Here is an 18,192-nt window from a genome sequence, read left to right on the forward strand (position 1 = left end):
AGATCGCCCGCATGTGGGATGCTGGCCTGCGTGTTCGAAAGTCTAGGTCGCCGAATTGCAGACCATCCGCGCAGCGCCATCGTCACGTGGGCCGTCATCACGGTCCTCGGCTTCGCCCTGGCCGTCTTCGGCGTACACGGAGAGAGCCTGTTCTCCAGGCTCACCTCGGGGGCGCCGGTGGTCCCCGGATCGCAGAGCTACGAGGGCGCGGCGATCCTCGACCGGATCAGCCCGACAGGTGAGTACGTCTCCCTCATCGTCGACGGCGTCACGCCCTCCGCGACCGGCGTCGCGGACGTCATGGCCGCCGCACACACCGAGCTGCTGAAGATCAGCGGCGTGGAGTCCGTGCTCGACCCGATCATCGTCCCGGACGGCCCCGAGAGCGACGTCGGCAAGCTCTTCACCGCCCAGGACGGCGCCGGCTTCCTCGTCGTGGTGGGCGTCGAACCAGGGATGTCCGACGACGCCGAGGCCGCCGCGATCGCCGACGTCGCCGACGTGCTGCGCACCGTGCCGGAGTCCCTGGCGGCCACGAATGCCGGCGTCACCGGGCTCGTCGGCGGCAACGCCCTCATCCTCGATGCCATCACTTCCCAGGTCGAGCGGGACCTGACCACGGGCGAGGCGATCGCGCTGCCGATCGCGCTGATCATCATGGTGGCGGTCTTCGGCGGATTCCTCGCCGCGGCCATGCCGATGGCCGGCGCGCTCGCTTCGATCGGCGTCGGGCTGGGGCTGCTGCTGGGCATGTCCTACCTCATGAAGATCGACGCGTCCGTCGTCAACGTCGTCACGCTGCTGGGCCTGGGCCTGTCGATCGACTACGGCCTGCTCATCGTCTCGCGGTTCCGCGAGGAGCTGCAGCGGCTGACCGCCGAGTCCGCGACGGAGAACCCGGGCAAGCGCAGACGCAGCCGTGCCGACACGCAGGTCGAGCAGGCGCTCGTGACGACCATGGGCACCGCCGGGCGGACCGTGGCGTTCTCGGCCGTGACCGTGGCGATCTCGATCGCCGGACTGATGGTCTTCACCCCCGAGATCCTGCGGTCCATCGGCGGGGCCGGGCTCGCGGTCATCCTCGTGGCCGTGGCCACCGCTCTGACCCTCGTGCCCGCTCTGCTGCGCCTGGCCGGCAAGCGGCTGCTCCGCCCGGGGATCTTGTCCACCATCCCCGGGATCCGTCAGGTGCTCACCCGCACGGCCGCCGCCGACCGGGACGAGGGCGTCTTCTCACGCCTGGCGACCCGGGTCCAGCGGCACCCGGCGTGGGTGATGATCGGCTGCGTCGTCGTGCTCGGGGTGCTCGCGATCCCAGCGGCGGGTCTGCAGATGCGCAACTCAGGCATCGAGCTGCTGCCGGCAAGCTCACCCCAGCGCCAGTTCGTCACCCAGCTCGCCGAGCAGTTCCCGAGCACCGCTTCCCCCGAGATCCACGTGCTCGTGCGCGACGACGAGGCCGGCGCGCAGGCTTTCGCCGACTCGATCGCCTCGCTCGACGGCGTGGACTCGGTCACTGCGCCCGCCTTGATCGACGACTACGCCACCGTCGGCGTCTACATCAGCTCCGGCGACCCGGGTGGCTCGCAGGCCCTCGACGTCGTCGGCGCGATCCGCGACCTCGACCCCGGTGCCGACTACTGGGTGCTCGGGCAGGCCGCAGGCCAGGTGGACTTCGTCCACGCGCTCGGCGAGCGGGTCTGGTGGGCCGTGGGAATCGTCGTGCTGGCTACGTTCGTGCTGCTCTTCCTCATGACGGGGTCCGTGGTGATCCCGGTCAAGGCGCTGCTGACCAACGCGATCTCCCTCGCTGCGTCTCTCGGGGTGCTCGTCTGGGTGTTCCAGGACGGTCACCTGTCCGGGCTGCTGGGCTTCTCCTCGACCGGCGGGATCGAGACCTTCGTCGTGGCGCTCGTCATCGCGTTCGCCTTCGGCCTCGCGATGGACTATGAGGTGTTCCTGCTCTCGCGGATCAAGGAGCTGCATGACGAGGGTGTCGACTCCGAGACGGCTGTCCGGCTCGGGCTGCAGCGGACCGGGCGGATCATCACGTCCGCGGCCGCGATCATCATCGTGGTCTTCGCAGGGTTCGTGTTCGGCCAGCTGCTCATCATCAAGCAGGTCGGGTTCGCCCTGGCCGTGGCCATCCTCATCGACGCGACGATCGTGCGGATGCTGCTTGTCCCGGCGACGATGACGCTGCTCGGCAAGTGGAACTGGTGGGCCCCGGCCCCGCTGCGCCGGCTGCACGAGCGTTTCGGCATCACCCACTAATCCGGCGGCGGGTTGGAGACACCCGGCGCAGGTGCGTGTCACACTGTCCGGATGAATCCGACCTCCGCCGGTATGGGCCCCGCGGCCCGCGCGGTCATCACCACGCACGAGGCCGCCATGGCGCGGTATCGGCGCTGGACCTTCGCCACCCGAGCGATCACGATCGCGCTGATCGTGGCCGCGGTCCTGCCGTTCGTCGCGATGGTCGTCGTTGTCAGCGGGCTCGGCACGCCGACGCTGCTGAACTTCGTGCCCGTGGGCCTTCTTGTATCCTGGCTGCTGAGGAAGGACGAAATCCTCACCCTCCTCGGCCGCCCGGGCTACCCGCAATTCCCCGCCACGACGCTGGCGCTCGCCCAGGACAGCGACGCCCGGGCTGCCAACCCGCAGCCCTTCGGCTCGCTGCCGCCCGGCCCGCGGTTCCCACCCCGAAACTGGTAGCCCGCATGGACGACCCGCTCACCCAACCCATGCCCGACGACGCGTATCTGGACCGCTTCCGCCCTCACCTCCCGCAGCCCGACGCCGCCGTCACATCCCCCGACGAGACCGCTGGGCCCGCCCAGCCCGTCACGACCTGGGACGAGTGGTCCCTCGTCGACCGGGACCGGCGCGAGCGTCGCTCTCTGGTTACGCGCATCCGCGGCAACCGCGGCGCGCAAGGCCTGGCGCACGAGCGAGCCGTCACCGCGCACCGGTCGCGGGTCCGCACGGCCGCGACCGTCACCGTCGCAGTCACCACGCCTCTCGTGGTCGGGTGGTTCTGGGTCATCGGTGCGCGGGACGCATCGATAACACTGGGCTCCGGGGACCGCAGCTTCGCGCCCTTCGGTTTCCTGCTGCTCGTGGTCACGGCCCTCGCCGGGGTGGCGCTCCTGCGCTGGTGGGCGGGGATCTACCGGGACCGCCCGGACCCGCTGCGCTTCGACCCGCTCCCCGACTCCCCCGAGGCCCCACGCCACGGCTCCTTCGACGGCAGCACGACCCCGCCCACCCGCTGGTAGGACGCCAACGAGCCCTCCCTGAGCATCGGCTCGGGGAGGGCTCGTGGCACCTCAGGTCATACCGCCGGGATCACGGAGCGGCGGTCACCTCGGCGGCGGGCTTCACCTCGCCTTCCGGGGCCTTGGCCTTCGCATCCACGCCGGCCTCCTTGCGCTGCTGCGCGGTGATCGGCCCGGGCGCCTGGGTGAGCGGGTCGTAGCCGCCGCCGGACTTCGGGAACGCGATGACGTCGCGGATCGACTCGGAGCCGGTGAGCAGGGCGAGGATGCGGTCCCAGCCGAAGGCGATTCCGCCGTGCGGCGGGGCGCCGAAGGCGAAGGCGTCCAGCAGGAAGCCGAACTTCTCCTGCGCCTCTTCCTCACCGATCCCCATCATCGCGAACACCCGCTCCTGCACGTCGCGGCGGTGGATACGGATCGACCCGCCACCGATCTCGTTGCCGTTGCAGACGATGTCGTAGGCGTAGGCCAGTGCCTCGCCCGGGTCGGACTCGAAGGTGTCGATCCACTCGGGGGTGGGCGACGTGAAGGCGTGGTGGACCGCGGTCCAGGCGCCCTCGCCGACCGCGACGTCGTCGTCCTCGCCCGTGGGCTTGAACAGCGGCGCGTCGACGACCCACACGAAGGACCATTCGTCCTCGTTGATCAGGCCGGCCTTCTTGCCGATCTCCAGGCGCGCGGCGCCGAGCAGCGCCCGTGCCGCAGCCGGCTTGTCCGCGGCGAAGAACACGGCGTCACCGGGCTTGGCACCGGTGGCCGCAGCCAGGCCCTCGCGCTCGGCGTCGGACAGGTTCTTGGCGACCGGGCCGGCGAGCTCGCCGTCCTCGGTGAAGGTGACATACGCCAGGCCCTTGGCCCCGCGCTGCTTGGCCCACTCCTGCCAGGCGTCGAAGCCACGACGCGGCGTGGCTGCCCCGCCCGGCATGACGACGGCACCGACGTAGGGCGCCTGGAACACCCGGAACGGGGTCTCCTTGAAGTACTCGGTGAGCTCGACCAGCTCGAGGTCGAAACGGAGGTCGGGCTTGTCGGAGCCGTAGCGCTCCATCGCGTCCTTGAAGGTGATGCGCGCGATCGGCGTCGGGACCTGGTAGCCGATGAGGTCCCACAGCGCGACGAGGATCCGCTCGCCGAGGGCGATCACGTCGTCCTGCTCGACGAAGCTCATCTCGACGTCGAGCTGGGTGAACTCCGGCTGACGGTCCGCGCGGAAGTCCTCGTCGCGGTAGCAGCGGGCGATCTGGTAGTAGCGCTCCATGCCGGCCACCATGAGCAGCTGCTTGAACAGCTGCGGGGACTGCGGCAGCGCGTACCAGGAGCCCGGGGCGAGGCGCGCGGGGACGAGGAAGTCGCGGGCCCCCTCGGGGGTGGACCGGGTCAGGGTCGGCGTCTCGATCTCGACGAAGTCCTGGGCGTCGAGCACGCTGCGCGCGGCAGCGTTGGCCTTGGCGCGCAGGCGCAGTGCGCGGGCGGGCGCCGGGCGACGCAGGTCGAGGTAGCGGTGCTTGAGGCGCGCCTCTTCGCCGATCGTCTCGGTGCCCTCCAGGGCCGTGGACACCTGGAAGGGCAGCGGCGCGGACTCGTTGAGGACGACGACCTCGGTCGCCACGACCTCGATCTGCCCGGTGGCCAGGTTCGCGTTCGCGTTGCCGTCGGGCCGCTGGGACACGGTGCCGGTCACCTGCAGCACGTACTCGCTGCGCAGCGGGTGCGCCACGGCTTCGTCGCGGATGACAACCTGCGCGATGCCGCTCGCGTCACGCAGATCGATGAAGGCCACGCCTCCGTGATCACGACGACGGTCGACCCACCCGGTCAGGGTGACGGTCTGGCCGATGTGCTCGGCCCGCAGCGATCCGGCAGTGTGAGTGCGTAGCACGAAGAAGCCCTTCAGACGTGGGGTTTTGGTGTCCGGTCACCCGGACGGAGAAGCAGAGGTCAAGTCTAGTCGGTTGGCTGCTGGACCCGCGCAACGCTCGGCCACCAGTCGGCGGCCGGCGGCTCCCAGGCCGCGGGGTCCGCCTCGGCCTGCGCGCCCGTGCGGATGTCCTTGACCTGGTGGGCGACCGGCTCGCCGTCGGCGTTCAGCCCGGCCGGGAACCAGACGAAGGGCACGCCGCGCTTGTCGGCGTACTTGATCTGCTTGCCGAACTTCGCCGCGCTCGGGGCGACCTCCACGGGGATCCCGCGGGCCCGCAGCGCGGTCGCGACGGCGTCGGACGCCGGGCGGGTCTCCTCCGCGGTGACCGCGACGACGACGGCGCTGGGCACCGAGCGGCTCGCCTTGACCAGGCCGGCGCTCAGCAGGCGCGAGACGAGGCGGGAGATGCCGATGGACAGCCCGACGCCGGGGTAGGTGTTCGCGCCGTCGGAGGCGAGGGTGTCGTAGCGCCCGCCCGAGCAGATCGAGCCGAGCTCCTCGTGGCCCACGAGCACCGTCTCGTAGACCGAGCCGGTGTAGTAGTCGAGGCCGCGGGCGATCTTGAGGTCTGCGTGGACCACGCCGGGGGCACGGACGGCGGCGGCCTCCATGAGGGCGCCGAGCTCGGCGAGGCCCTCGTCCAGCAGTGCGGAGGTGATCGCACGGGTGGCGGCCAGGGCCCGGACGCGGTCGATGACAGACGCGTCCGCACCGGAGATCGAGGCCAGCTCGAGGCAGGCATCGGCCTGGTCGGAGGTCGCGCCGACCTCGGCGACGAGGGCCGCGGCCACCTTGACCGGTCCGACCTTGTCAAGCTTGTCGATGATCCGCAGCACGTCGTCGACCGCGTCCAGACCCAGCCCCCGGTAGAAGCCCTCGGCGACCTTGCGGTTGTTCACGAGGATCCGGACTTCCGGCACGCCGATCGCCTGGAGCTCGGCGAGGGCCGCCGCCATGACCAGGGGCACCTCGACCTCGAAGTGGTAGGGCAGCTCGCCCGCGCCGACGACGTCGATGTCCGCCTGGGTGAACTCACGGAAGCGGCCGTCCTGGGGGCGTTCCCCGCGCCAGACCTTCTGGATCTGGTAGCGCTTGAACGGAAAGGCCAGGTGCCCGGCGTTCTCGAGCACGTACCGGGCGAAGGGCACTGTGAGGTCGAAGTGCAGGCCCAAGCCCGCCTTGTCCGCGGCGGAGACGTTGGTCTCCTCCTCGGCCTGCAGCCGGCGGAGCACGTAGACCTCCTTGGAGGTCTCTCCCTTGCGCAGCAGCTGGTCGAGCGGCTCGACGGCGCGCGTCTCGATGCCGGTGAAGCCATGGAGCTCGAAGGTGCGGCGCACGGAATCGAGGATGTGCGTCTCGACGATGCGGTCGGCTGGGAGCCATTCGGGGAAACCTGAGAGGGGTGTGGGGCGGGCCATGATCACAGATTCTCCCAGATCCGCCGGCCTCCCGTCGCCGCCCGTGCATATCCCGTCACGCCGCGCCGCGCGGACACGTCAGCACGGCGGCCAAGTCTTCCCTAGACTGTGGGGAACTCGTCGACGCAGGGGCCTCCGCGCCTGCGCCACATGCGAGCAGCAGATCACCGGCTTGGGTATCCCCAAGCAGTCGCTGACGACCAGATCGCGCCCCGGCGCCCGTGTCGTCATCATCCAAGGAGTTGAGCCCCAGTGAGCGAGAGCACCGACCACGCTACGGACGCCGCACAGGACGGCGTCGTGACAGCGGACGCTCACGAGGCGGCCCCCGCCTCGACGCAGCCCCCCACGCCGGTTCCCGCGGCCGACGCCGCACCTGCGGCCGAAGAGCCCGCCGCACCCGTCGAGGCAGCTCCCCTCGAGGCGGCCCCCGCTCCCTCCCCTCGCCCGACGCCGCGCCCCACCCCGCGTCCGACGCCGCGCCCCGCGCCCGCGCAGGCCGCACCCGCCGCGGACGAGACCACCACCGCCGTCATCCCGGACGAGAACGCCCAGACCCAGGCTGCCCTGGCCTTCGGTCGCGTGGACGACGACGGCACCGTCTTCGTCACCGAGGCAGCCGGTGAGCGCACCGTGGGCCAGTTCCCCGGAGTCACACCCGCCGAGGCCATCAGCCTCTACGTCCGCCGCTTCCTCGACCTGCAGTCCAAGGTCGCCCTCTTCGAGGCACGCCTGGGCACCGCCGAGCTGACTGCCAAGGAGATCGACTCGACCCTGGCCAAGCTCACCGACGAGGTTGCCGAGCCGGCAGCCGTGGGTGACCTCGACGGCCTGCGTACCCGTGTCGAGGCCCTGCGGGCCATCGCCGCAGGCCGCCGCGCCGAGCTCGAGGCCGAGCGCGCCGCCGCCAAGGAGATCGCTCTGGCCGCCCGGACCGCGATCGTCGACGCCGCCGAGCGTCTGGCCGAGACGGACCCGTCGAAGATCCAGTGGAAGCCTGCCGGCGAGGAGCTGCGGATCCTGCTGGACACGTGGAAGGAAGCCCAGCGCTCCGGGCCGCGCCTGGACCGCCCGAGCGAAGAGGCGCTGTGGAAGCGGTTCAGCCACGCCCGCACCACCTTCGATCGCGAACGCCGTCACTTCTTCGCCGAGCTCGAGAAGCAGAACACCGGCGCGAAGGCCACCAAGGCCGGACTCGTGGCCGAGGCCGAGCGCCTCGCCTCGAGCACGGAATGGGGGGCCACCGCAGGCGCCTACCGCGACCTCATGACGGAGTGGAAGGGCGCGGGCCGGGCCAACCGCAAGGACGACGACGCGCTGTGGAGCCGCTTCCGCGGGGCCCAGGACGCGTTCTTCGCCGCCCGTGACGCCGCCAACGCCGAGACGGACGCGGAGTACGCCGAGAACCTCATCGTCAAGGAGGTCGTCCTGGCCGAGGCCGAGGCGCTCCTGCCGGTCACCGACCTCGCCCAGGCGAAGGTGACCCTGCGCAACCTGCAGGACCGCTGGGAGTCCGCCGGCAAGGTGCCGCGCGCCGACGTCCAGCGCATGGAGGCGCGCATGCGCGCCGTCGAGACGGCTGTCCGCGACTCCGAGCAGGCCAAGTGGACCCGGACCAACCCCGAGACCCGCGCCCGCGCCGAGGGCATGCTTGCCCAGCTCGAGTCCGCCATCACCGGGCTCGAGGCCGACCTGGCCAAGGCCGAGGCGGCTGGCAACAAGCGCAAGGTCAAGGACATCGAGACCGACCTGGCCGCCCGCCGGGCCTGGCTCGAGCAGGTCGTCAAGGCCGCTGAGGAGTCACGCGGCTGATGCCGCTTGCACGCTGACGGCGGAGCTGAGGGCGGGGGCACGTCTACGGACGAGCACCCGCCCTCCGTGGTCCACAGGCGACACCAACCCCCTAGCCAGCGCCCACCTGGTGCGGGCACGGTGGAGTCATGGCCCCCGGACGCACCCTCCACGACCTGCTCGCCCTGCCGCCGACCGTGCGGGCGCCCTTCACCCCGCAGGGCCTGCGCATGTCCGCCACGACGTGGGCGACGTCGCTGCGCGACGGTGACATCGTCGAGGTCCGGCCGGGCTTCGCGGTCGTGCCGGGAACGCCGATCACCGCCCGGCTGCGGGCGTGGTCGATCGCGGCCGACGTGCCGCGCGGGGTGGTCGTCGGCCGGGCGAGCGCGGCGTGGGTGCACACCGGGTACGGGCCGCCCAAGCGCGTCTGCGTGCTCTACTCCCCCGGAGGCTACCGCCCGCGGGACATGCGCCGGCTGGAGATCTGCCAGGCGACAGTCCGTACGTGGGAGAGAGACAACTTCGCCACCGGTGACACCGGCACCGACGAGGCCCCCCGCACCATCCCGGTCACGACCGTCGTCCGCACCGCCATGGACGTCGCGACCTGGTCCGACCACGAGCAGTCGGCGACCCTCCTCACGCACCTGGTGGCCGCGGGCCTGGACGTCGACGAGGCACTGCACCGCCTGGACCTGGTCGCGAGCTGGCGCGGTGCCGAGACGGCGCGGACCCGACTGCTGGCCGTGCGGCGAGCGACCGGTGCCGCACGTCAGGCCCTCGCGTCTGCCTTCGAGCCGGTGATCCGGTAGACATCGAAGACGCCCTCGATCTTGCGCACCGCGGTGAGCACCGTGGCCAGGTGACCCGGCTCGGCCATCTCGAAGACGAAGCGGGACAGCGCGACGCGGTCCGTCGACGTCGACACGGTCGCCGAGAGGATGTTCACGTGGTGGTCGGAGAGCACCCGGGTCACATCCGAGAGCAGCCGGGACCGGTCGAGCGCCTCGACCTGGATCTGGACGAGGAACAGGGCGTTGCCGCCGACCGTCCACTCGACCTCGACGATGCGCTCGGGCTGAGACTTCAGCGCCTCGAAGTTCGCGCAGTCCGAACGGTGCACGCTGACGCCCTGACCGCGGGTGATGAACCCGACGATCTCGTCCCCGGGGACCGGGGTGCAGCACTTGGCCAGCTTGACCCAGATGTCCGCGACGCCCTTGACCACGACGCCGGGGTCACCCGTGCGGGGTCGGCGTGGGGCGTGCCCGGGGCGCGCTGTCTCGGCGAGGTCCTCGGCGTTGCCCTCTTCCCCGCCCATGGACTGCACGAGGCGGTGGATGACGTTGGCCGCAGAGACCTGTCCCTCTCCGATGGCCGCGTAGAGCGCCGACACGTCAGCGAAGCGCATCTCGTGCGCGGTCGTGACCATCGACTCGTGGGAGAGGATGCGCTGGATCGGCAGGTTCTGCTTGCGCATCGCCTTCGCGATCGCGTCCTTGCCCTGCTCGATGGCCTCCTCGCGGCGCTCCTTGGAGAACCACTGACGGATCTTGTTCTTGGCCCGGGGGCTCTTGACGAAGTTGAGCCAGTCACGGCTGGGACCGGCCGTCTCTGACTTCGACGTGAGGACGTCGACGACGTCACCGTTGTCGAGGGTCGAGTCGAGGGGAACGAGGCGCCCGTTGACCCGAGCGCCCATCGTGCGGTGCCCCACCTCGGTGTGCACCGTGTAGGCGAAGTCGACCGGGGTGGATCCCGCCGGCAGGGCCACGACGTCGCCCTTGGGGGTGAAGACGTAGACCTCGGCGCCGCTGATCTCGAAGCGCAGGGAGTCGAGGAACTCCGACGGGTCCGCGGTCTCGCGCTGCCAGTCGACAAGCTGGCGCAGCCACTGCATGTCGGAGCCGCCGGCATCCTCACCGGGCTTGTCCGCTTCCTTGTACTTCCAGTGCGCCGCGACGCCGTACTCGGCCCGGCGATGCATCTCGTGGGTGCGGATCTGGATCTCGACGGGCTTGCCGCCGGGGCCGATCACCGTTGTGTGCAACGACTGGTACATGTTGAACTTCGGCATGGCGATGTAGTCCTTGAACCGGCCGGGGACCGGGTTCCATCGCGCATGCAGGGCGCCGAGCGCCGCGTAGCAGTCCCGCACCGAGTCCACCAGGACGCGGGTGCCGACCAGGTCGTAGATGTCGGCGAAGTCGTGCCCGCGGACGATCATCTTCTGGTAGATCGAGTAGTAGTGCTTGGGCCGCCCGGTCACGGTGGCCTTGATCTTCGCCGAGCGAAGGTCGGCCGAGACCTGCTCGCGAACCACGGCGAGATACTCCTCGCGCGCCGGCGCACGCTCGCTGACCAGGTGCACGATCTCGTCGTAGACCTTGGGGTAGAGGGTCTGGAAGGACAGGTCCTCCAGCTCCCACTTGATCGTGTTCATCCCGAGGCGGTGAGCCAGCGGGGCGTAGATCTCCAGGGTCTCGCGCGCCTTGCGCTGGGCCGAGCTCGACGGGACGAACTTCCACGTCCGGGCGTTGTGCAGGCGGTCGGCCAGCTTGATGACCAGCACCCGGATGTCGCGAGCCATGGCCACGACCATCTTGCGCACGGTCTCGGCCTGGGCCGCGTCCCCGTAGGTCACCTTGTCGAGCTTGGTGACGCCGTCCACGAGCATGGCGATCTCGTCACCGTAGTCGCTGCGCAGCTGGGCGAGGGAGTAGTCGGTGTCCTCGACCGTGTCGTGCAGCAGGGCCGCGGCCAGGGTCGGCGGGGTCATGCCCAGCTCGGCCAGGATCGTGGCGACCGCGACGGGGTGCGTGATGTACGGGTCGCCGCTCTTGCGCAGCTGCCCGCGATGCGCCTTCTCGGCCGTGACGTAGGCGCGCTCGATGATGGCCGTATCGGCCTTGGGGTGGTTGGACCGCACCGCGCGCAGCAGCGGCTCGAGGGCGGGCGTGCCCACCGCGTGCCGGGAACCGAAACGGACCAGCCGGGAGCGGACCCGGCTCGCCGAGCTGATGCCCAGCGGCGGGGTGGGCGGACCGGCTGTCTGGGAGTCGTCGGCCGCCGCGCCGTCCAGAGGTGCGCCGTCGAGCCCGGGTGCAGGCTCGGTCGACGCGGCCGATGTCCGAGTGTCGTCACTCATGCGCGCCTCCTGGCCTCGGGAGCGGGCTGCTCCAAGGAAGCGATTCTACGACGCCGCCGCGAGCACCGAGCACACCGTGCGACCTGACAGCCGTTCTCGGCCGCCCAGCCCCTCGAGCTCGAGCACAAACCCCAGCCCGACGACGACCGCACCGAGCTGCTCGAGCAGCTCGGCGCCCGCGGCCGCCGTGCCACCCGTCGCGAGCACGTCGTCGATCAGCATGACGCGGGCCCCGGCCTCGACCGTGCCCTCGCGGATCTCGACCGACGCCTCGCCGTACTCCAACGAGTACGTCAGGCGCCGGGTCGGCGGCGGGAGCTTGCCAGCCTTGCGGATGGGGACGAACCCCTTGCCGAGGCGGCCAGCCAAGGCTGCGCCGACGATGAAGCCGCGCGCCTCCATGCCGGAGATGAGATCGGCGTCGGCCGGCACGAACGCGACGAGCGCCTCGATCGCGGCGGCGAAGGCCGCCGGATCGACGAGCAGACCGGTGATGTCCTTGAAGAGGATGCCGGCGCTCGGGTAGTCCGGCACGTCGCGGATGAACGAGGCCAGGTCGATGCCTGCCCCCTCGAGCTGCGCCTGGGCAAGGGCCACGTCAAGACTCACTTCGTTCCTTTGCGCTTGCGCGGCTGGGCCGCGTTCCCCTGGTGCGAGCCGGGCTTCAGGGCACCGGTGAAGGCGAGCGAGCTCGTCTCACCGACGCTCTCGCCGTCGACCGCCCCGGACGCCGCCTTGGCGCGCGCGGCCAGCACCTTGGTGGCATGCGCCTTGATCGCCGGTTCGCGGTACCGCAGGGTGACCTCGAGCGGGGTCGCGAGGAAGATCGAGGAGTACGTGCCCACGGCCATACCGACGAACAGCGCCAGAGAGATGTCCCGCAGAGTGCCCGCACCGAGGATGAACGCCCCGATGAAGAGGATCGAGGCGACCGGGAGCAGAGCCACGACCGAGGTGTTGATCGAGCGCACCAGGGTCTGGTTGACGGCCAGGTTCGCCCGCTCCGCGTACGTGCTGCGGGTCTGGGCCAGCACGCCGTCGGTGTTCTCGCGGACCTTGTCGAAGACCACCACGGTGTCGTAGATGGAATATCCGAGGATGGTCAGGAAGCCGATCACCGTGGCCGGGGTGACCTCCCAGCCGATCAGCGCGTAGACACCCGCGGTGATGATGAGGTCGTGGAAGAGCGCGATGAGCGCGGCCACGGCCATCCGCCAGGCCCGGAAGTACGCGGTCATCACGAGGCCGACGAGGATGAGGAACACCACCAGGCCGGTGATCGCCTTCTGCGACACGTCCTTGCCCCAGGACGGGCCCACGAAGGAGCTTGTGACCTTGTCCTCGCCGACGTCGAAGGACTTCATCAGCGCGTCGCGGACCGCGGTGACCTGGTCAGCGGTGAGCTGGGCCGTCTGGACGCGGACGGCGTTGCTGCCGACCGAGGACACGCGGGGAACCTCGTCGGGTGCGACCGAGGCCACAGCCTCCTCGGCCAGCTGCTGGCTCTGGGTCGTCACGCCGGAGACGGTGAACTCGGAGCCGCCGCGGAACTCGATGCCGAGGTTGAAGCCCGGCTTGAACAGCAGCACGATGAAGACCACCGAGAGCACGATCGAGACGAGGTAGAACTTCCGTCGCTGACCGACGATGTTGTACGACTTGCGACCTGTGTGCAGGTCGTTGCCCCACTGGGCGAATCCGACAGCCATCAGAGCTTTCCGTCCTTGTTCTCGTCAGAGGCCGCGTCGGGAGCGGCGTCGTCGTCGGGTGCAGCGTCATCGTGTGGGGAGTCGGAGTCCTTCTCGGACTTCTTCTCGGCCAGTGCGCGTGCCGCGCGCCGTTCGGCGATCGTCATGCCGCTCGCGGCCCCGTCGGTCGCTGGGCCGCTCGTGCGGGCCGAGGCGCCGACGAGCTCCTTGGCGCCCTTGCCCGGCTTGGTCCCCGCCGCTGACTGCACGTCCTTGGTCGCCTGCCCGGAGGGCTCCGCGTCGACGCGGACAACCCGTCCGCGTCCGCCGTAGCGCACGCTCGTCGCACCGAGGCGGTGCGGGTCGAGGCCCGAGGCCGGGTGCCCGTCGCCGAAGAACTTCGTCTTGGCGAGGAGCTTCATGATCGGGTGGGTGAAGAGGAATACCACGAGGACGTCGACGATGGTGGTCAGGCCGAGCGTGAAGGCGAATCCGCGCACCCCGCCGACGGCGAGGAAGTAGAGCACGATCGCGGCGAGGAAGTTCACGCCGTCCGAGGCCAGGATGGTGCGGCGCGCGCGGTCCCAGCCTGTGTCCACGGCCGAGGTGAGCGACCTGCCGTCGCGCAGCTCGTCTCGGATGCGTTCGAAGTACACGATGAAGGAGTCCGCAGTGATACCGATCGCGACGATCAGACCGGCGACTCCCGGCAGCGAGAGCCGGTACCCCTGCGTCCAGGACAGCAAGGTGATCACGCCGTAGGTGATGAGCCCCGCGATGCCCAGCGACGCGACCGTCACAAGCCCGAGCGCGCGGTACTGGACGAGGGAGTAGAGGACCACCAGGAGCAGACCGATGACGCCGGCGAGCAAGCCCTTCTCGAGCTGCTCGCTGCCGAGCGTGGCGGAGATCTGGGACTCGCTCTGAACCTCGAAGGTCAGCGGCAAGGCACCGAAGTTCAGCTGGTTGGCAAGGTTCGTGGCGCTCTCACGCGTGAAGTTCCCGGTGATCTCGGCGCGACCGTCGGCGATGATCAGGTCGACCCCGGGGGCGGAGATCACGAGGTTGTCGAGCACCATCGCGAACATGTTGGGCGCCTGCGTCGGCGGCTGGGTGGCGAGCCACATCTCGTACGAGGGGAGCTTGGACAACCGGGTGGTCGTCTCGGCGAACTTCTTGGTGCCCTCGCCCGTGAACTTGATGCTCACGGCCCAGGTGCTGAGCTGCACACCCTGGGAGTTGGTCTGCAGACCCGAGCTGGCGCTGGCGATGTCCGAGCCGGCGAGCTCCATCGGGCCGAGAATGTACTTCATCGCCCCGTCATCGGCGCAGGCCACGATCGGCGTCGTCGGGTCCTTCGTGCCGCCGCCTGTGAGGTTGGCGGGGTCGGCGCAGTTGAGCGCGGCGAACTCGGCCTGCAGCTCGGGGGTCACCTGGGCAAAGTCGGACGGGTTCGTCGCCACGGGGGGCGTCGTCGCGGCATCGGTCGGGGCCGGCGTGGGATCCACGGTCGGGCCGGCGCCGGTGGTCGGCTCGGCGGTCGCGATGGGGTCGGTTCCCGCACCGGAGCCGAAGTACAGCACCGGGCGGAACTGCATCTGGGCCGACTCGCGCACGAGGTCCAGGGTCTCCTGGCTCGGGGTGCCGGGCAGTGCCACGACGATGTTCGTGCCGCCCTGGCTCGTGATCTCTGCCTCGGAGACGCCGGAGGAGTCGACTCGTTGCCGGATGATCGCGATCGCCTGGTCGATGTCCTGGGACGTGACCTTCTCGTTGTTCAGCGTCACGGGCCGCAGGATGATCTGCGTACCGCCCTCGAGGTCGAGCGCAAGCTTGGGAGTCCAGGCGGCGTCGGACAGCTGTGTCCCCGCGAAGATGGATCCGAAGATGGCGACGATGATGATTCCGAGGCCGATGAGCGACCGGTTCGATCGCGACTTTTTGCGGTTGGTGGTAGCCAACAGAGTGTCTCTTCTCGTGCGCGCATCCGGATCGCTCTCGCGACCCGGATGCGGGACCGTGACCCGCCGGGACAGGGGGCCGTCAGGGCGGAGCCTACTTGTCGGAGTCGTCCGGCTTCGGCTTCTCGAAGCTGGGCTTGTCGATCAGACCCGAGATGTCGTCGGGGATGTTGAAGGCCCGCTTGTTCTCGGCGTCGATCTGCGCGGCGGCGGCGGCCGAGCTGGCTACGTCACCCTCGGCGTCGTCGTCGGTGTCCGCGACGGGTGCCTCGACGAGCTTGGCGATCGCCGCACGCAGCCAGCGCGAGGTGTTCCCCGGGGTCGACTCGAGCGTGATGGCATCATCGTCGACAGCCACGATGGTGCCGAAGTAGCCGGAACCGGTCATGACCTCTTGGCCGATCTGGAGGTTGTCCCGGAAGGACACGGCCTCCTTCTGCTTCTTCCGCGAGTTGCGTGACATGAGGTACATCGCGCCGGCCGCAAGCACGATGATGATGACAATATCCATGACGTGGAATCACGTCTCCTGTTCTGCGTAGGGAACTACCGGAGTCTAGGCGCACTTGCGCCTAAGTAACTAACGTCTCAGAACCCGGAAACGTGCCCGCTCGATCAGGAGAAGAGGACGGCGCCGTCTACGGGCGGGGTCAGGCCGAGATGGCGCCAGGCCGCCGGGGTCGCGACCCGCCCGCGCGGGGTCCGGCCCACGAGGCCTTCGCGGACAAGGTACGGCTCGGCGACGGTCTCGACCGTCTCGGGCTCCTCCCCCACGGTGACCGCGAGCGTCGTCAGCCCGACGGGCCCACCGGCGAAGCGGACGCACAGCGCGGTGAGGACCGCACGGTCCAACCGGTCCAGGCCGAGGTCGTCGACCTCGTAGACCTGGAGCGCGGCGCGGGCGGCCCGCAGATCGAGCTGGCCGTCCCCGCGGACCTGTGCCCAGTCGCGCACCCGGCGCAGCAACCGGTTGGCGATCCTGGGCGTCCCCCGGGAACGAGAGGCGATCTCGCTCGCGGCATCGCCGGCGAGCTCGGTCCCGAGCAGGCCCGCCGAGCGGGTGAGCACCCGTTCGAGCTCGGCCGCGGAGTAGAAGTCGAGGTGTCCGGTGAAGCCGAAGCGGTCGCGCAGCGGCGCGGGCAGCAGCCCGGCTCGGGTCGTGGCGCCGACCACCGTGAACCGCGGCAGGCTCAGCGGTATCGCGCTGGCACCGGCGCCCTTGCCGACGATCACGTCGACGCGGAAGTCTTCCATCGCGACGTAGAGGAGCTCCTCGGCCGGGCGGGCCAGGCGGTGGATCTCGTCGATGAAGAGCACCTCCCCCTCCTCGAGGGAGGACAGCACGGCCGCGAGGTCGCCGGCGTGCTGGATGGCTGGCCCGGAGGTGACGCGCAGGGAGGCACCCAGCTCGGCCGCGATGATCATCGCCAGCGTGGTCTTGCCCAGTCCCGGCGGACCAGAGAGCAGCACGTGGTCGGGCGGCGCCCCGCGTCCCAGGGCCGCGTCGAGCACGAGGGACAGCTGGTCGCGGACCACTCGCTGCCCGACGAACTCGTCGAGCCTGCGCGGGCGCAGCGCTGCCTCGGCGGCCCGTTCGAGCTCGTCGGCTCCGCTCGTCCGCGCCGGGGTGAGTGCGGGAGTGAGCTCGATGCCATAGGCGTCCAGCTCGTCCGGCTCGTCGAGCTCGCCCACGTGGTCAGCCACGAGGACCGCCGAGGGACCGCAGGGTCGCGCGCAGGATGATCGGGACCTGGGCGAGATCCACGCCCTCCGAGCCGGAGTCGGCGACCACGGTCGCGACGGCGTCCTCGGCTACCTTGGCCGACCAGCCGAGGCCCACGAGGGCCTCGACGACCTGCCAGCTGAGGTCCGTGTCGGCCGCGGGCGCTGCGGGGGCGCCGTTCACGGCGACCTGCGAGCTCGGCTTGCCAAGCTTGTCCCCCAGCTCCAGAATGAGCCGCTGGGCGCCCTTAAGCCCGATGCCGGGCACCCTGGTGAGAGCCTTGACGTCGCCGCCCACGAGGGCGCGGCGCACGCCGTCGGGCGTATGCACCGCGAGGATGGCCAGGGCCATCCTCGGCCCGACGCCGCTCACGGACTGCACGCCCTCGAAGATCAGGCGCTCGTCGTCGTCGGCGAAACCGTAGAGGGTGAGGGAGTCCTCGCGGACGACCAACGACGTCGCGAGGACGGCCGGGGACCCCACGCGCAGGGCAGCCAAGGTGGCGGGGGTGGCGTGCACGAGGTAGCCGATCCCGGCGACCTCGAGCACGGCGTTGTCCAGCCGCAGGGCCTGCACGGTTCCGCTGAGGGACGCGATCACTGCCAACTCACTCTCTGTGACGTGCACTCTGTGACGTGCTCTGGAAGATCATCTGCGAACACTTGTACGAGTCTTACCGTAGCAACGGTTCAGCGCGTACCTTTCGCGCGACGCGCCGCCTGCTCGGCCGCCGCCCAGGCGCGCTGAGCCGGCGTCTGGGCGAAGCGCTCGGCCTTGTCCATGATCGCCGACGGGCGCCACAGGTGGCAGATCGCGATCGCGAGCGCGTCCGCGGCGTCGGCCGGGCGCGGCACCTCGGCGAGGCCGAGGATGTTGGCGACCATCCGCTGCACCTGTTCCTTGGGCGCCCGACCGCTCCCGGTCACCGCGGCCTTGACCTCGCTCGGGGTGTGCATCGCGACCGGCACCCCGCGCCGCGCCGCAGCGAGCATCGCCAGCCCGGCCACCTGCGCGGTCCCCATCACCGTGGACACGTTGTGCTGGGCGAAGACCCGCTCGACCGCGACGACGTCGGGGACGTGCGCGTCCATCCACGTGTCGAGCTCGGTGGCGATCTGCAGAAGCCGCTGGTCCACGGACAGCGCCGCCGGGGACATGGCGACGCCGACCGCAACGAGCTCGGCGCGCCGACCCGGCAGGGAGTCGACGACGCCGATCCCGCAGCGGGTCAGCCCGGGGTCAACCCCAAGGACTCGCACCA

Annotated in this window: 15 protein-coding genes; 5 read left to right on the forward strand and 10 right to left on the reverse strand. The window is 70.4% G+C overall.

Annotated elements, in window-relative coordinates; all coding sequences use genetic code 11:
- Positions 1-18: 18 nt before the first annotated feature.
- Genes BLQ50_RS05575 through BLQ50_RS05585 form a run of 3 tightly spaced genes read left to right on the forward strand, consistent with a single transcriptional unit; the run spans position 19 to position 3,278 of the window.
- Positions 19-2,274, forward strand: a complete 2,256-nt coding sequence (locus tag BLQ50_RS05575; RefSeq protein ID WP_093181958.1) for an MMPL family transporter — start codon at positions 19-21, stop codon at positions 2,272-2,274.
- Between the two features lie 51 nt (positions 2,275-2,325).
- Entirely contained in the window at positions 2,326-2,715 is a 390-nt protein-coding gene (locus BLQ50_RS05580; protein WP_139185754.1) for a hypothetical protein, read from the forward strand.
- Positions 2,716-2,720: 5 nt separating this feature from the next.
- On the forward strand, positions 2,721-3,278 hold the full coding sequence (locus BLQ50_RS05585; protein WP_093181962.1) for a hypothetical protein: 558 nt from the start codon (positions 2,721-2,723) through the stop codon (positions 3,276-3,278).
- A 70-nt stretch (positions 3,279-3,348) separates the two neighbouring features.
- On the opposite strand, the gene aspS is transcribed toward BLQ50_RS05585, so the two are convergent.
- On the reverse strand, positions 3,349-5,157 hold the full coding sequence (aspS, locus tag BLQ50_RS05590) for an aspartate--tRNA ligase (protein ID WP_093181964.1): 1,809 nt from the start codon (positions 5,155-5,157) through the stop codon (positions 3,349-3,351).
- A 65-nt stretch (positions 5,158-5,222) separates the two neighbouring features.
- The gene (gene hisS, locus BLQ50_RS05595) at positions 5,223-6,617 is read right to left on the reverse strand and encodes a histidine--tRNA ligase (protein ID WP_093182570.1); all 1,395 of its coding nucleotides are present in this window, start codon (positions 6,615-6,617) and stop codon (positions 5,223-5,225) included.
- A gap of 252 nt (positions 6,618-6,869) precedes the next feature.
- Between hisS and BLQ50_RS05600 the strand changes: the two genes are divergently transcribed.
- Together BLQ50_RS05600 and BLQ50_RS05605 are read left to right on the forward strand one after the other, a co-directional pair.
- Complete coding sequence (locus BLQ50_RS05600) at positions 6,870-8,429, forward strand: DUF349 domain-containing protein (RefSeq protein ID WP_093181966.1); 1,560 nt, start codon at positions 6,870-6,872, stop codon at positions 8,427-8,429.
- Positions 8,430-8,557: 128 nt separating this feature from the next.
- Positions 8,558-9,223: a hypothetical protein gene (locus tag BLQ50_RS05605; protein ID WP_093181968.1), complete on the forward strand. Its 666-nt coding sequence runs from the start codon at positions 8,558-8,560 to the stop codon at positions 9,221-9,223.
- Here BLQ50_RS05605 and BLQ50_RS05610 read toward each other — a convergent pair.
- The 8 genes from BLQ50_RS05610 to ruvC all read right to left on the reverse strand — a co-directional run bounded on the left by BLQ50_RS05610 (position 9,184) and on the right by ruvC (position 18,190).
- On the reverse strand, positions 9,184-11,559 hold the full coding sequence (locus BLQ50_RS05610) for a RelA/SpoT family protein (protein ID WP_245700923.1): 2,376 nt from the start codon (positions 11,557-11,559) through the stop codon (positions 9,184-9,186). The genes BLQ50_RS05605 and BLQ50_RS05610 overlap by 40 nt on opposite strands.
- A gap of 45 nt (positions 11,560-11,604) precedes the next feature.
- Positions 11,605-12,168, reverse strand: a complete 564-nt coding sequence (locus tag BLQ50_RS05615; RefSeq protein WP_245700924.1) for an adenine phosphoribosyltransferase — start codon at positions 12,166-12,168, stop codon at positions 11,605-11,607.
- Positions 12,165-13,268 (reverse strand): protein translocase subunit SecF, encoded by a 1,104-nt coding sequence (gene secF, locus BLQ50_RS05620; protein ID WP_093181970.1) that lies wholly within the window; start codon positions 13,266-13,268, stop codon positions 12,165-12,167. The genes BLQ50_RS05615 and secF overlap by 4 nt, the downstream gene beginning before the upstream one ends.
- Positions 13,268-15,208 carry a protein translocase subunit SecD gene (gene secD / locus BLQ50_RS05625; RefSeq protein WP_093181972.1) on the reverse strand — a complete coding sequence of 647 codons (1,941 nt, stop codon included), beginning with the start codon at positions 15,206-15,208 and terminating at the stop codon, positions 13,268-13,270. The genes secF and secD overlap by 1 nt, the downstream gene beginning before the upstream one ends.
- Before the next feature lie 94 nt (positions 15,209-15,302).
- Positions 15,303-15,719: a preprotein translocase subunit YajC gene (gene yajC, locus BLQ50_RS05630; protein WP_093181974.1), complete on the reverse strand. Its 417-nt coding sequence runs from the start codon at positions 15,717-15,719 to the stop codon at positions 15,303-15,305.
- 104 nt (positions 15,720-15,823) lie between these two features.
- Entirely contained in the window at positions 15,824-16,873 is a 1,050-nt protein-coding gene (gene ruvB / locus BLQ50_RS05635) for a Holliday junction branch migration DNA helicase RuvB (RefSeq protein ID WP_175559068.1), read from the reverse strand.
- Between the two features lie 31 nt (positions 16,874-16,904).
- Positions 16,905-17,531, reverse strand: coding sequence for a Holliday junction branch migration protein RuvA (gene ruvA, locus BLQ50_RS05640; protein ID WP_093181976.1), 627 nt, complete (start codon positions 17,529-17,531; stop codon positions 16,905-16,907).
- An 89-nt stretch (positions 17,532-17,620) separates the two neighbouring features.
- On the reverse strand, positions 17,621-18,190 hold the full coding sequence (gene ruvC, locus BLQ50_RS05645) for a crossover junction endodeoxyribonuclease RuvC (protein WP_093181977.1): 570 nt from the start codon (positions 18,188-18,190) through the stop codon (positions 17,621-17,623).
- Between the last annotated feature and the right edge of the window lie 2 nt (positions 18,191-18,192).

The sequence above is a fragment of the Sanguibacter gelidistatuariae genome, from assembly GCF_900096585.1.
Lineage (GTDB): Bacteria > Actinomycetota > Actinomycetes > Actinomycetales > Cellulomonadaceae > Sanguibacter > Sanguibacter gelidistatuariae.